The 13,672-nt window shown below is 54.5% G+C and carries 10 protein-coding genes, 3 tRNA genes and 1 riboswitch; of the genes, 4 read left to right on the top strand and 9 right to left on the bottom strand.

What is annotated here, in order from left to right:
- The first annotated feature begins 76 nt into the window (after positions 1-76).
- Positions 77-691 carry an NAD(P)H-dependent oxidoreductase gene (locus PsAD5_RS12665; RefSeq protein ID WP_063292374.1) on the top strand — a complete coding sequence of 205 codons (615 nt, stop codon included), beginning with the start codon at positions 77-79 and terminating at the stop codon, positions 689-691.
- Positions 692-752: 61 nt separating this feature from the next.
- Here the strand turns inward: PsAD5_RS12665 and sseA are convergent, their stop codons facing one another.
- The 9 genes from sseA to PsAD5_RS12710 form a co-directional block, all read right to left on the bottom strand.
- Positions 753-1,598, bottom strand: coding sequence for a 3-mercaptopyruvate sulfurtransferase (sseA, locus tag PsAD5_RS12670; RefSeq protein ID WP_063292375.1), 846 nt, complete (start codon positions 1,596-1,598; stop codon positions 753-755).
- A 3-nt stretch (positions 1,599-1,601) separates the two neighbouring features.
- Positions 1,602-2,327 carry an alanyl-tRNA editing protein gene (locus tag PsAD5_RS12675; protein WP_063292376.1) on the bottom strand — a complete coding sequence of 242 codons (726 nt, stop codon included), beginning with the start codon at positions 2,325-2,327 and terminating at the stop codon, positions 1,602-1,604.
- A gap of 67 nt (positions 2,328-2,394) precedes the next feature.
- Positions 2,395-3,039: a LysE family translocator gene (locus PsAD5_RS12680; protein WP_063292377.1), complete on the bottom strand. Its 645-nt coding sequence runs from the start codon at positions 3,037-3,039 to the stop codon at positions 2,395-2,397.
- Positions 3,040-3,128: 89 nt separating this feature from the next.
- Complete coding sequence (gene cls / locus PsAD5_RS12685) at positions 3,129-4,559, bottom strand: cardiolipin synthase (RefSeq protein WP_063292378.1); 1,431 nt, start codon at positions 4,557-4,559, stop codon at positions 3,129-3,131.
- A gap of 96 nt (positions 4,560-4,655) precedes the next feature.
- Positions 4,656-5,693 (bottom strand): cysteine synthase A, encoded by a 1,038-nt coding sequence (locus PsAD5_RS12690; protein ID WP_063292379.1) that lies wholly within the window; start codon positions 5,691-5,693, stop codon positions 4,656-4,658.
- Between the two features lie 245 nt (positions 5,694-5,938).
- Positions 5,939-6,628 (bottom strand): hypothetical protein, encoded by a 690-nt coding sequence (locus tag PsAD5_RS12695; protein WP_063292380.1) that lies wholly within the window; start codon positions 6,626-6,628, stop codon positions 5,939-5,941.
- A 713-nt stretch (positions 6,629-7,341) separates the two neighbouring features.
- Positions 7,342-7,416: transfer RNA gene (locus PsAD5_RS12700), tRNA-Asn, on the bottom strand.
- A 39-nt stretch (positions 7,417-7,455) separates the two neighbouring features.
- Positions 7,456-7,530: transfer RNA gene (locus tag PsAD5_RS12705), tRNA-Asn, on the bottom strand.
- A gap of 39 nt (positions 7,531-7,569) precedes the next feature.
- Positions 7,570-7,644: transfer RNA gene (locus tag PsAD5_RS12710), tRNA-Asn, on the bottom strand.
- A 260-nt stretch (positions 7,645-7,904) separates the two neighbouring features.
- Positions 7,905-8,113: riboswitch (cobalamin riboswitch) on the top strand.
- 136 nt (positions 8,114-8,249) lie between these two features.
- Here PsAD5_RS12710 and cobU point away from each other — a divergent pair.
- The 3 genes from cobU to cobN are packed head-to-tail and all read left to right on the top strand — an operon-like array spanning position 8,250 to position 13,671.
- Positions 8,250-8,810, top strand: coding sequence for a bifunctional adenosylcobinamide kinase/adenosylcobinamide-phosphate guanylyltransferase (gene cobU / locus PsAD5_RS12715; protein WP_084405961.1), 561 nt, complete (start codon positions 8,250-8,252; stop codon positions 8,808-8,810).
- Complete coding sequence (cobW, locus tag PsAD5_RS12720; RefSeq protein ID WP_063292381.1) at positions 8,807-9,916, top strand: cobalamin biosynthesis protein CobW; 1,110 nt, start codon at positions 8,807-8,809, stop codon at positions 9,914-9,916. Before cobU ends, cobW begins: the two co-directional genes overlap by 4 nt.
- Positions 9,916-13,671, top strand: a complete 3,756-nt coding sequence (gene cobN, locus PsAD5_RS12725; protein WP_063292382.1) for a cobaltochelatase subunit CobN — start codon at positions 9,916-9,918, stop codon at positions 13,669-13,671. Before cobW ends, cobN begins: the two co-directional genes overlap by 1 nt.
- The last annotated feature ends 1 nt before the right edge of the window (position 13,672 follow it).

Below are 13,672 nucleotides of genomic sequence, written 5' to 3' on the forward strand. Positions count from 1 at the left end.
CTATGGTCAAAAAAATAAATTGACTACAGTCATATTTTGAAAATAAGTTGACCGCAGTCAAATAAATGGAGTTTCCATGACAAACAGAATTTTTGTGTTTAGCGGTCATCTCGGAGAGGATCGCCTTGGGCATGTGCTGGCTGAAACATACGCTGAAGCTGCACGTCAATCCGGAGCGGAGGTTCGTGTAATGAACCTGAGCACTATGAGCTTTGAGAGTGCGCTGTTCTCAGGTGATTTCAAAGGAGATCAGGCGCTGGAACCGGATGTGGCTGCATTTCAGGAGAACCTGAAATGGTGCAGTCATTGGACGCCAATTTATCCGCTATGGTGGGGTGGTATGCCGGGGCCTATGAAGGGGCTGCTGGATCGGGCCCTGCTGCCGGGTGTTGCCTTCCAGATTGTGGAAGGGGAAGAGCTGCCTGCCAAACTGTTCAAAGGCCGCAGCGCACGTGTGATCATCACCAGTGATACAGCCGCGCATTATTATGAAGAGCTTTATGACTGTGCGCATGACAAGGTGATGGGACGTCAGATTCTGGACTTCATCGGGTTTGAGGAGCACAGCTTCAAGATGTTCTCGCCAACCTATCTGGCGGGTGAGGACGAGCGCGCTGCATGGATTGCGGAAACTGCTGAACTTGGCAAACAAGATGCGCTTGCAGTGCAGGACGTGTTGGCTGTGGCGTAAAGAAAAGCCCTGCAGGTCAATGACTTGCAGGGCTTTGTTGCGAATGTGAATCTGGTTTAACTCAGGCTGGTTCGCTGATAACTTCGGTCTTTGAACTTGAGCCCCATTCGGTCCACGAACCATCATAAAGTGCGTTCTTAGTGAAGCCTACTTGCTCCAGAGCAAGGGTGATGACAGCAGCTGTTACGCCTGAACCGCAAGAGGTGATTACCGGAGTGGTGGCATCGACGCCAGCTTGCGCAAAGATGTTCTGCAGGTCTTCCTTAGAGCGCAGCTTGCCATCGTTCAGCAGCAAGCCAAACGGCAGGTTCAGAGCACCTGGCATGTGGCCGGCGCGCACGCCTTCGCGAGGTTCCGGTGCCAGTCCTTTGAAGCGCTCTGGTGCGCGTGCGTCAAGCACAAGGTGGCTGCTGGTTTCCAAGGCATCCTGCACCTCGTTGAGGTTGCGCACCATGTCGTTGTTCAGCATGGCTGTGAAGTGGCGTTCCATGCGGGCTGGCACTTCGTCAGAGACCGGATATCCTTCTTCCTTCCAGGCAGGCAAACCGCCGTCCAGCACGAAGACGCTTTTTACACCAAAGGCGCGGAACATCCACCAGACGCGGGCTGCGGAGAAAATTCCCATGCCATCATAGACAACGATGGTCTGGCCATCGCCAATGCCCATCTTGCGCATTTTGGATGAGAATACATGTGGCTCTGGCATCATGTGCGGGAGTGGAGAATTCTGGTCGGACACGTCGTCAATGTCCATGAACAGTGCGCCGGGAATATGCTCTTGCTCGTATTCCTTTTTGGCGTCGCGCTCCATGGCAGGCAGATACCAGGAAGCATCAATGATAACTACATCAGGAGCATCAAGGTGGTCTTTGAGCCAGCTTGTCGAAACAATCGGGTCCTGTGCCATGTTTTAGTCCTCCAACTGGATACGGACGCGTCTGTTCTGACGGCCTTTTTTCTCTATCTTAGTGATGACAGCTTTGCCAATCTGTGCGGTTTGCGACACGTGCGTTCCGCCGCATGGCTGCAAATCAACATCTTCCCCAATTCTTATCAGCCTTACCCGTCCGCTGCCCATAGGTGGTTTTACACTCATGGTTTTAACAAGGCCCGGGTTTACTTCCAGCTCCTCGTCGGTGATCCATTCCTGAGTGATGCCATCATCGCCTGCAATGAGGTCTTGCAGCTTGCCTGTCAGCTCTTCTTTGTCCAGTGCAGCCTCTGGAATGTCAAAGTCCAGACGGCCTGTGCCATCGCTGATCTGGCCACCGGTGACGGGGAAGGGCAGCACGACGGAGAGCAGATGCAAAGCAGTGTGGACACGCATGCGCTTGTAGCGGGTTTCCCAGTCAATGTGCGCAGTAATCTTTGCGCCGCTGGTCAGCCCTGCGGGAAGCTCGGTGCCATCAGCCGGCACATGCACAATCTGGCTGCGATCTTTGGAATAAACAGCTGTTGCAATTGGAATGCGGGTGCCATCTTCCAGCTCAAGCGAGCCGCAGTCCCCCGGCTGGCCGCCGCCATTGGGGTAGAAGCAGGTCCGGTCCAGAATGATGCCACCTTCCGGAGTGATTTCGTTTACAGCGGCTTCGCTGCTGCGCAAGTAAGCATCTTCACGGTACAAATGTTCGGTCATGGGATAATCTCAAATGGATTGGACAGGTGCGCCATGAAATGAATTGGCGCACCTTTAACTGGTGATCTTAAGCGGTGGTGCGTGCGCTGAGCAGCTTCACAGCGAAAGCTGCCATGATGCCGGCGAAAGAATAGTCGAGGATGCGCATCACCCGCGGTGAGCTGCGCAGGAACTTGGAGACAGCAGAGGCCCCAAACACCATTACCAGACTGCTTGGCACGTTCAGCAGAATGAAGAAGAAGCCAAGGAACAGCAGTTTGGAGGTTGCGTATGGATCAGATGCGGACACAAACTGTGGCAGGAAGGTTACGAAGAACAGCACAACTTTCGGGTTGAGCAGGTTGATCGTGACAGCCTTAGCCCAGATGGCTCTTGGTGTTTCGCGGGATGCTTCGCCTTCTTCCAATGAGAGGGCTGAGCCGTTGCGCAGGATCTGGAAGGCCAGGTAGACCAGATAGAGCGCGCCCACTGTTTTGAGGATCTGGAAGGCGAACTCAGATGCAGCGAGCAGCGCGGAGATGCCAACGGCTGCCAGAAACGCATGGATCATGATGCCGTTTGTTGCGCCGATGATCGCAACCAGTCCCGCTTTGCGACCTTGTGTGAGCGTTTTGCTCATGAAGAAGGTCATGTCCGGTCCAGGAGTAATGGACAGGATGAAGGCAGCAAGGGTAAAGCCCGCCATCACACTTAGTTCAGGCACAAAATACATGCGAAAGGCCCTCTGGGTTATTATTCTCAATTGGCCCTAACGTATTTTACTGCCCCCGCGCAAGTCTACTGAACTGTCCTCATCAAAAACTAAAGTATTGGTGAGAACAGACGGGCGGCTTGGGCGAGGACGCGGAAGGCGTAGCGGCGGTTGTTGAGTTCGAGGCGATCTGTTTGACGAGCGCCTTTGAAATCCTGTTGCAGCATCTCTTCGGTTTTCCTGATCATATTCTGGCCCGTGAACCAGAGGGTGATCTCGAAGTTGATGTTGAAGGAGCGGTTGTCGAAGTTGACTGTGCCGATGCCTGCCAGTTCCTCATCGATGAGGATGACTTTTTCGTGCAGGAAGCCTTCCAGATAACGATAGACCTTGATGTCATGGCTGGCGAGGTTATCTGCATGGGCGTAGCTGGCGAGCCAGACGAGCCAGTGATCGGCTTTCTCCGGCAGGAGGATGCGGACGTCCACACCGCGCAAAGCTGCTGCGTAGAGGGCTGTGAGGACCTCGATGCCCGGTACAAAGTATGGGCTGACGATCCAGATGCGGTCCTTGGCTCTTGAAATGCTCTCCACGAACGTGATGGCGCAGTCTTCCTGAATGTCCGCCGGGCCTGTTGGCATGACCATGACGCTTTCCCCACCCGTTTGGGAGAAGGTGGAGGGCAGCTCCAGCTGTAATGTCTTGCCCGTTGCAAATTGCCAGTCTTCGCTGAAGGACAGTGTGGCTGCCAGTGCTGCAGGGCCGGTGACTTTGACGTGGGTGTCTCGCCAGTGGCCGAACTCCTTGGACAGCCCCAGATACTCCTCACCGATGTTGTGACCGCCGATCCAGCAGTGTTTGCTGTCTGTGACCACGACTTTGCGGTGATTGCGATAGTTGAGGCGCATGGGGCCGAGCATGCGCATAAGGCGGTGGCGTCTGTTGAAGGCGCTGACGCGGACACCAGCGTCCTGCAGGCGCGTGAGGTACTGTGTGGAAAGGGAGCGGGAGCCGATGTCGTCGTAAAGCAGACAAACGTGCAGGCCCGCTTTGGCGCGTTCTATCAAGGCATCTGCCAGTTCCAGTCCTGCGCTGTCTTCGCGGATGATGAAGAACTGGACAAGAACATGCCTTTCGGCGGTGCGGATGCCTTCAATGATGGAGGCAAACATGGCTGGACCATCGATGAGCAGGTCACACTGGTTGTTGGCGAGAAAAGGCACCGAGGCTACACGGGTGTGCACAGGCCACTGGGTGTTGGCTGCGCTGTCTACATACGGTGTGTGACGATTGAGGACGTCTGCTTCGATCTGGGAGATATCATCGCGGACCTCGATGTAATCATCCAGCCGCTTCCATGCGAAGACGAAGTAGAGCGGGACCGTTGGCATGGGGATGAAAAACAGAGAGAGCAGCCAGGCAATGCTGCCTTGCGAGGTGCGCGAGTACATGATCTCGCGAATGGCGCAAATGACTGCCAAAGCATAGAAAAGAACACTGAAAATTGCGATCAGGGGAAGAAGGCTAAATGAGGATTCCAAGCGCTACAACTCCTGTAATGCGAGGACCTACTTATAGCTGTGCCAAGAGGAATGGTCAAAACCTCTTGGCGTATTGTGCAGTTCTTTCCGTTAAGGTCAGGCAGCTTCAAATGGAATGGCGATTTCGGACTTGCGTTCCATCCATTCTGGCACTGGCAAACCTTTTTCGCGCAGGAAGGTCGGGTTGAACATCTTGCCCTGATAACGGGTGCCATAGTCGCACAATATGGTGACGATGGTGTGGCCGGGGCCGAGTTCTTTTGCCAAGCGGATGGCGCCAGCGACGTTGATGCCGGAAGAGCCGCCAAGGCAAAGGCCTTCGTGTTCCAGAAGTTCGAAGTTGATCAGCAGGCCTTCTTCATCAGAAATGCGGTAAGGGATGTCGATCGGTGCATCTTCCAGATTGGCGGTGATGCGGCCCTGACCGATGCCTTCCGAGATGGAGGAGCCTTCAGATTTCAGTTCGCCGTGGGCGTAATAGTTGTAAAGCGCTGCGCCGTGTGGGTCTGCAAGGCCGATCTTGATGTTCGGGTTCTTTTCCTTCAGGCCGATGCCGGTGCCGGCAAGCGTGCCGCCGGTGCCGACTGCACAGATAAAGCCGTCCACTTTGCCGTCGGTCTGCTGCCAAATCTCCTGAGCGGTGGTTTCAATGTGGCCCTGACGGTTGGCGGTGTTATCAAACTGGTTGGCCCAGATGGCGCCTTGCGGGTGGGCTCTGTTCAGCTCTTCAGCAACGCGCTGCGAGACTTTGATGTAATTGTTCGGGTTCTTATAGGGGACAGCCGGAACTTCGATCAGCTCGGCGCCTGCGATACGCAGCATGTCTTTCTTTTCCTGAGACTGGGTCTCCGGAATGACGATCACAGAGCGATAGCCCAGGGCTCTTAAAACCAGCGCGAGGCCGATGCCGGTGTTGCCAGCCGTGCCTTCCACGATGATGCCGCCGGGCTTGAGCGTGCCGCGTTTGACTGCGTCATTGATGATGAAGAGCGCGGCGCGGTCCTTGACGGACTGGCCCGGGTTCATGAACTCGGCTTTGCCGAGAATTTCACAGCCGGTTCGCTCGGAGGGGCCTTTGAGGCGAATAAGTGGAGTGTTGCCGATGGCTTCGATGGCAGAGGCGCGCGTATCCATAGTTTCTCTCAAATAATTCGTATGACCAAAAATCAGAATGCGGGTGTTTACCCCTTTTGAGACCACGCTACTGTGCTGACCTCACGAGAACAAGAAATGGGCTGCCAAAGGGTGCGTCAGACTAGGATATTATTCTCTTTGCAATTGCGCATGAGAACAAAATTGCTCACGGGGTGCGTGGCTTTCGAATGAGTGCGCTAAATGCGATTTGAGAGAGTATCGATTTGCGCGCAGTCCAGTCTTCGTCAGGATCTGCTTTCCAGCCAGGTGATGGCATCCTTGGTGGCTTTCCAGAGGATCTCGCCGTTCTCACCTGCGCGTAGCATGAAGGAGTTATGGACTTCCTTCGGGACGGGCTGCACTTCCAGCAGGTTCACCTGCGTATCCAGCGCCGGGGCAAAAGCTTCCTTGCGGGTGATGACAAAGCGCTCATCAGTTGGCACGCGGGACTGGTCTTTCTTCAGGCTGGCAGACTGCAGTGCTTTGTTGTGAGTGGCAGGTTGCATCACGGTGACGGCAATGGCTCTGCCATCTGGCAGCAGATGCGTCTCGTTTTGCTGGACCTCGGAATTGTAAATGACCTCGCCGTGGGTATCGATCAACTCGACCCACAGGGTCTTGCGGCCCTCAATTTCCACCTCACCAACCCAGATGGACAAATCACTCTCTAATGGATCGGCGTAGGGAGTTTTGGAGGGCGGAGCAACGGTGACGGCCAGATAATCCTCTGGCATGGCGTAGGTGTTGCCATTGTCGGATTTTTCGATGAGCTGAGGGCCTGATGTTGTGGCAGGCGCGGAGGCGGGGGGCGTTTCTGCGTGCGAAGGCGCAGCCAAAGCGAGTGGCGCAGCGATGCAGGCGGCAAGAAACCCTGATCTTGTGAGATGCAACTTGAAGGTTTGCGGCAGACCGCAGGATGGCAACAGACTACTCATTTATGGCTCCCTGACTTTTACGCAGCAACTTTCCCAGAGGGGGCGCCTTATTATGTGCACTTCACTAGTCATCACTTAGTAGTGATTATGATAATATGCACTAGATATATTAGAGGTATACGCATTTACTTAGAGTATCTATGCCATAATAATTGTATATAAATTATGTTTCGCGTATTTATACTTTCAGGTTATTTAAATGCTATTATGTAAAATTTTCATTGTGTTGATTTGCTATAGGATTTGGATAGAACTGTGATGTAGATCGCAGTTTGTGCATATGGCAAAAAAATCTAGTATTTTTCCGCATGAGCTAAGCTTTTGAAAGAACAGCGCTTCATTTCGGCCAATTTTTTATGGGTGCCAAGGGCCATTAGGCGGTATTTGAGCTCGTTGCTGATATGCACAGCTCTCCCAACTTATGAACTCCCTGAAAATTGAAGGAGCCAGAGCTGCGTCAGTGGGTGGCCATGTGCAGGATCAGGGTGAGTTTTAGCGCAAAATGGAACGCCTCCGCTTTTGTGCGGAAGAGAGTTCTACCCAAATGGACTTTATGTCTTCGGCCAGCGGCACTTGATAGTGCTGCACCTTCGCTTCGCGTGAACATGGTTTTCTACCCATCATTTTTCTTGTTTTCTGGATAGACGCGCACGCACGTGTTTTGTGAAGAGAAGAGCTGTTTTAAGAAGAAGGGGAGGATAAAGAGAGAAGTATGGCTCCCCGGGCCGGATTCGAACCAGCGACCAAGCGGTTAACAGCCGCTTGCTCTACCACTGAGCTACCGGGGATCATACTATGTTGCCATTGGCGGCGATCGATAAAAGAAGTGGCTCCCCGGGCCGGATTCGAACCAGCGACCAAGCGGTTAACAGCCGCTTGCTCTACCACTGAGCTACCGGGGATCACGATGATCTTGCCGTATGGCTGCAAACGAAAAAGGATGGCTCCCCGGGCCGGATTCGAACCAGCGACCAAGCGGTTAACAGCCGCTTGCTCTACCACTGAGCTACCGGGGATCATGACACCCTTGCGAGTTTGCCTCGCCGTTTGCGTGAGGAGGCTTTTACAGAGGCATGTTGTGTTTGCCAAGTCGTTTTTTGCGTATTTTTCGATTTGTGGACAGTTTCTCTATTTTTTTATTGAGATATCCAAGGGGGTTAGCCAGAAATCTCCAAAAACCGCGGATTTTGCGGGTTTGATTTTCCGGTGATGTTGGAATCCTCACAAAGACAATTGACAGGAGAGCTGATTGCGCCCCACACTTAAGGCCAGAACTCCAGTTTCTTTTTGTTCCGGCTCAGGCTTTGGAATGACAAGATTAAACGGGAATGCGGTTCCATATATTATGGAGACAAGCCGCAGCTGCCCCCGCAACTGTGAGCGGTGAGACCTTAGCGAAAATCCCACTGGCCTTTTAAGGGCTGGGAAGGGGCTATGGTCGGTTGAGCCGCAAGCCAGGAGACCGGCTGGAGATATGATTTGACATAGGACTGCTGTCGGGTGGACGGCGAGAGGTGCTCATGACGCATATTTTCCTGTCTCCGTGCGAGACAGTTGCTGTACTTTCATATTCTTTGACTGAAGCCCCGGCTTCTTTGCGCTTGCTGACCAGCTAACCCAGATGGCTGAACAGAGAGGCGACCTTGGTGTTCGCCATTGCCTGGTTACGGGTGGAGCTCGTTCCGGGAAAAGCGCATATGCGGAAAAGCTGGTTATAAGCAGCGGGCGACGCCCGACTTATATCGCGACAGGCCAGGCCTTTGACGGTGAAATGGAGGAGCGTATCGCGCATCATAAGATGCAGCGGGGCGACCTTTGGGACACTGTTGAGGAGCCGCTGGAGCTTGTGCGCGTGCTGGAAACGCATGCCAGCAGCGATCGTGCGATCCTCGTTGATTGTCTGACGCTTTGGCTTTCCAACCTTATGCACGGGTCGCGGGACTGGACCGTGGAGCTTGAGCGGCTTGAGGCGGTTCTTAGCTCTTTGCCGTGCCCTGTTGTGTTTGTTGGCAATGAAGTGGGCATGGGCATTGTGCCTGAAAACGCCATGGCCCGCGCCTTTCGAGATGAAGCTGGCCGCCTGAACCAGCGTATCGCCGACCTCTGCCATTTTGTGATGTTTGTGGCTGCTGGGCAGCCTTTGCAGCTGAAGCCTGCTGTTTTACCGGAGATTTCCCTATGACTGTTTCTTTTGCTGCACCTTCTAAAAAAATCCCTGCTGTCATTATCACTGGTTTTCTGGGGGCCGGAAAAACAACGCTGGTGCGTAACCTGCTGATGAAGGCACAGAACAAGCGCATAGCGCTGATCGTCAATGAGTTCGGCGAGATGGGTTTTGATGGCTCACTGGTGAATGGCTGTGCTGACCCGGACTGTTCTGCTGATGAAGTGGTGGAGCTGGCCAATGGCTGCATTTGCTGCACGGTAGCTGATGATTTTCTGCCGACCATGGAGATGCTTCTGGAGCGCGAGCAGGTGCCGGATGTGGTTGTGATTGAAACCTCTGGCCTTGCTCTGCCACAGCCGTTGGTGCGGGCGTTCAACTGGCCTTCTGTCAAGCCACGTGTGACCGTTGACAGTGTGGTGACCGTGGTAGATGCACCGGCTGTTGCTGCTGGCAAAGTGGCCTGCGATGAAGAGGCTGTTGCTGCACAGCGGGCAGCGGATGATGCGCTGGACCATGAAAGCCCGGTGGAAGAGCTTTTTGCGGATCAGCTGACCTGTGCTGACCTTGTTGTGCTTTCCAAAGCGGACCTTTTGAGCGAGGCAGAGCTGGCGGCTGTCAAGCAGACGATCCGTGGCCGGGTGCGTGATGGGGTTGAGATTGTGGCTGCCTCTCATGGCGAGCTGGCGCTGGATGTTCTGCTTGGGCGTGATGCCGGGGCCGAAGATGATATGGACTTGCGTCTTTCTCACCATGAAGCGCAGCATGCTCACGACCACGACCACGACCACGACCACGACCACGACCACCATCATCATCACGATCATTCTCATGATGATTTTGAGAGTTTTGTACTGCCAACCCGCCGGTTTGCTTCAATTGATGAGGTGAAGGCACAGGTGGAAGCGGCCATGAAGGTTTCTGGTGTGTTGCGCATTAAGGGCAGTGTGGTGGTTGAGGGCAAGGCCGCGCCGGTGCTGGTGCAGGCGGTTGGGCCGCGTGTGGAGGCCTGGTTTGCGGCTGGCAGTGAAAGCCACTCCAAACTTGTTGTGATCGGCCTTGCGGGGCTGGACAAGCACAGTGTGCAGGCTGCGCTGAGTGAATTTGAGTTGGTTCAGGCCTGATGCACGTACTTGTCGGGCAATCACGCCGATTGGATGATGGAGAAGAGGCCGTCGACCTTGAGCAGGCGCCTGCGGATGTTGTGTTTTTAAGTGCAGCAGACACAGAGCTTGCCGGGCTTGCGGCGGCGCATGCCCAGCATGAGGGCTACTCTCTTCGTCTTGCCAGTTTTCTGGCGCTATCACATCCGTACTCTGTTGATCTTTATGTTGAGCAGACCATTCAGGCCTCCAAGCTTGTTGTGGTGCGCCTTTTGGGCGGTGTTGAATACTGGCGTTACGGCGTTGAGCGGCTGGAAGCAGCTGCCCGCGCTGACGGGGTGAAGCTGGTTCTGTTGCCCGGTGATGACAAGTGGGATGAAGAGCTGGCGAAGCGTTCCACTGTGCCTTTGTCTGTTGCGCAGATGTTGTGGCGATACCTGATTGAGGGCGGGGCGGAGAACCTTTCTAACGCTTTGCTTTATGCCGCGCAGAATGCTGAGTTGCCTGTCGAAGCGCCATCGGAGCCAATGGCGTTGCCGCGGGCCGGGCTGGTGCTGCAAGGGCATTCGCTTCCTACTCTGGAGGATGTGCGAGCCAGTTGGAAAGATCCGAGCCGTCCCGTTGCTGCTGTTGTGTTTTATCGTGCGCTGTACCAGAGCGGTGCAATTGAGCCAGTGCAGGCATTATGCCATGCGCTTGAGGCACAGGGGATAAACCCGCTGGTGCTTTATGTGGCGAGCCTGAAAACTGCGGAATGCGCTGGTGTTGTTTCCAGCGTATTTGAGCAGTGTCCGCCAGACGTGGTTTTGAATGCCACAGCCTTTGCTTTGTCGAGTGCAGGTGCTGTTCATTCCGGCACGGTGTTGGACAATCCAGGTGCATGTGTTCTGCAGATCGTTCTGTCATCTTCCTCGGAAGAAGGGTGGGCGGAGAGTGATCAGGGCTTATCCCCGCGCGACCTTGCCATGCATGTGGTGCTTCCTGAAATTGATGGCCGTCTTTTGACGCGGGCGATCTCGTTTAAGGAAGAAGGTGGGCGTGATGTCAGGACCCAATGTTCGCTTGTTCGCTTTGTACCAAAACCGGACCGGATAGAGTTTGTGGCAGCGCTGGCAGCCAATTGGGCGCGGCTGAAACACAAAAACGCAAATCAACGCAAAGTCGGCATAGTGCTCGCAAACTATCCTAACAAGGATGGGCGTATAGCAAACGGGGTTGGGCTGGACACGCCTGCCTCTTGCGCGCACCTTCTTTTAGCCATGAAAACAGAAGGTTATGGGGTTGCTGAGAATGCGCCGAAATCTTCTGAGGCGTTGATAGAGGACCTGCTGGCTGGCCCCACCAACTCCCTTAGGAACGCAAACCAACGCAAAGGCGGGGAAGTGTTTGCGCTTGCTCGTTATAAGCAGTTGTTTTCTCAGCTGCCTTTGGCTGTGCGTGAGGGGATTGAGGAACGTTGGGGGGCTCCAGAGGACGATCCGCATATTGTTGACGGGTCTTTCCAGCTGGCGCTGAAGACTTATGGCAATGTCACTGTCGGTATTCAGCCTGCTCGCGGCTATAATATTGATCCTAAAGAGACTTATCACGATCCAGCGCTTGTTCCGCCGCATCATTACCTTGCCTGGTACATGTGGCTGCGCGACAGCTTTGAGGCGGACGCACTTATTCACCTTGGCAAACACGGAAATCTGGAATGGCTCCCTGGAAAAGCATTAGCCTTATCAGAGGCTTGCTATCCTGAGGCCGTGATTGGGCCTGTACCGAATATCTATCCTTTCATCGTCAACGACCCTGGAGAGGGATCGCAGGCAAAACGGCGGTTATCCTCGGTGATCATCGATCATCTTACCCCTCCGCTGGCCCGCGCTGAGAGCCACGGCTCTGCGCTGGAGCTGGAAGCGCTGCTGGATGAGTATTACATTGCAGCGGGAGTGGACCACCGCCGCCTGAAAGCGCTTGGAAAAGAGATACTTGGCGTTGCTGCGCGTGAAGGTATGGACAAGGATATCGGTCTTACATCGCAGATGGATGAGGACACACGTTTGGCGCGGCTCGATGCCTACTTGTGTGACCTGAAAGAGTTACAAATCCGCGATGGGTTGCACATTCTGGGGCAGTCACCAACAGGAGAGCAACGGGCCGAGTTGCTGGTGGCTTTGCTGCGCGTGCCGCGTGGTGAAAAACCTCACGAGAACAGTTTGTTACGCGCACTTGCTGAGGATTTGAATCTGGTGGAGTTTGATCCACTGGATTGTGCCTTTGAGCAGGCGTGGGCTGGTGAACGGCCTGTGCTTTTGCAGGAGCTTGTTGACGCGCCGTGGCGCAGCTGCGGGGATACGGCTGAGCGGCTGGAAGCGCTGGCGCTGGCGTATGTCTCAGGTGAGCGGGTGGTTCCGGCTGTGTTTACAGCGACTTGTGCCGTGTTGGAGGCGTTGGAGCAAGAGATTGCGCGCTCAGTAGATGCCTCTGGCGCTGCTGAGGTGGACGGGGTGTTATCCTCCTTGGCCGGACGGTTTGTCCCCCCCGGACCATCGGGTGCGCCGTCGCGTGGTCGCCCTGATGTGCTGCCGACCGGGCGTAACTTTTATTCTGTTGACGTTCGCTCCGTTCCTACAAAGGTCGCCTGGAAGCTTGGTGAGAGAAGCGCTAGCGCGTTGATTATGCGGCACTTTCAGGAGCACGGCGAGTGGCTGCAAAGCATCGCCATGAGCTGCTGGGGAACCGCAAATATGCGCACCGGCGGGGATGATATCGCACAGGCGCTGGCCTTGATTGGGGCTCGTCCGGTCTGGGAAGACACCTCTGGCCGCGTGACAGGTTTTGAAATTGTTCCGCTTTCCGAGCTTCAACGCCCTCGCGTTGACGTAACCCTCAGAATTTCCGGCTTTTTTCGCGATGCGTTCCCACAACTCATACATTTGTTTGACGCTGCCGTTGCTGCGATTTGCGATCTTGATGAGCCTGATGATGCCAATCCTCTGGCGGCTCGGTACCAAACTGAGCTTGGGGGATTACTTGCGAAAGGTGTTGAAGAAGGACAAGCGCGCAAGCGGTCTTCCACCCGGATTTTTGGTAGTAAACCAGGGGCTTACGGCGCTGGCCTGCAGGCGCTGATTGACGAGAAGCTGTGGGATAAACGCGCGGATTTTGCGGAGAGTTTCCTGGAATGGGGCGGCTATGCCTATGGCCGTTCGCAAGAAGGCGAGCAAGCCAGAGACGATCTGGTCACCCGGCTCACCCATGCTGATGCAGTGGTTCACAATCAGGACAACAGAGAGCACGATCTCCTTGATTCTGATGACTATTATCAGTTTGAGGGCGGTTTGGCCGCAACTGTTGAAACGCTCAAAGGCGATGCTCCGCACGTCTACCACAACGACCATTCGCGCCCTGAACGCCCTGTCATTCGCACGCTTTCTGAGGAAATCGGGCGGGTTGTCAGAGGAAGAGCTGCCAATCCAAAATGGATCGCAGGTGTGATGCGCCACGGGTATAAAGGTGCTTTTGAGATGGCGGCCACGGTCGACTATCTCTTTGCTTTTGGGGCGACGACCAATGCAGTCTCTAACCATCATTTTGATCAGCTCTATGATGCATATCTTTATGATGATGAGGTGCGGGACTTTATTGCAGAGAAGAATTCTGCAGCGCTTTTGGAAATGACAGAGCGATTTTTAGAGATCATTCAAAGAGATATGTGGGTGCCGAAACGAAACAGCGCCTTTGAGGACTTAATGGAGCTGCGACGCGCGCTCATGGATGGAGGGGAATAAG

Source organism: Pseudovibrio sp. Ad5, from assembly GCF_001623095.1.
GTDB lineage: Bacteria > Pseudomonadota > Alphaproteobacteria > Rhizobiales > Stappiaceae > Pseudovibrio.

Coding starts and splice junctions, on each gene's coding strand:
- cobU (WP_084405961.1), top strand. CDS start 8,250: ATGGCTGAACAGAGAGGCGACCTTGGTGTTCGCCATTGCCTGGTTACG.
- cobN (WP_063292382.1), top strand. CDS start 9,916: ATGCACGTACTTGTCGGGCAATCACGCCGATTGGATGATGGAGAAGAG.
- PsAD5_RS12665 (WP_063292374.1), top strand. CDS start 77: ATGACAAACAGAATTTTTGTGTTTAGCGGTCATCTCGGAGAGGATCGC.
- PsAD5_RS12680 (WP_063292377.1), bottom strand. CDS start 3,039: ATGTATTTTGTGCCTGAACTAAGTGTGATGGCGGGCTTTACCCTTGCT.
- cobW (WP_063292381.1), top strand. CDS start 8,807: ATGACTGTTTCTTTTGCTGCACCTTCTAAAAAAATCCCTGCTGTCATT.
- PsAD5_RS12690 (WP_063292379.1), bottom strand. CDS start 5,693: ATGGATACGCGCGCCTCTGCCATCGAAGCCATCGGCAACACTCCACTT.
- sseA (WP_063292375.1), bottom strand. CDS start 1,598: ATGGCACAGGACCCGATTGTTTCGACAAGCTGGCTCAAAGACCACCTT.
- PsAD5_RS12675 (WP_063292376.1), bottom strand. CDS start 2,327: ATGACCGAACATTTGTACCGTGAAGATGCTTACTTGCGCAGCAGCGAA.
- PsAD5_RS12695 (WP_063292380.1), bottom strand. CDS start 6,628: ATGAGTAGTCTGTTGCCATCCTGCGGTCTGCCGCAAACCTTCAAGTTG.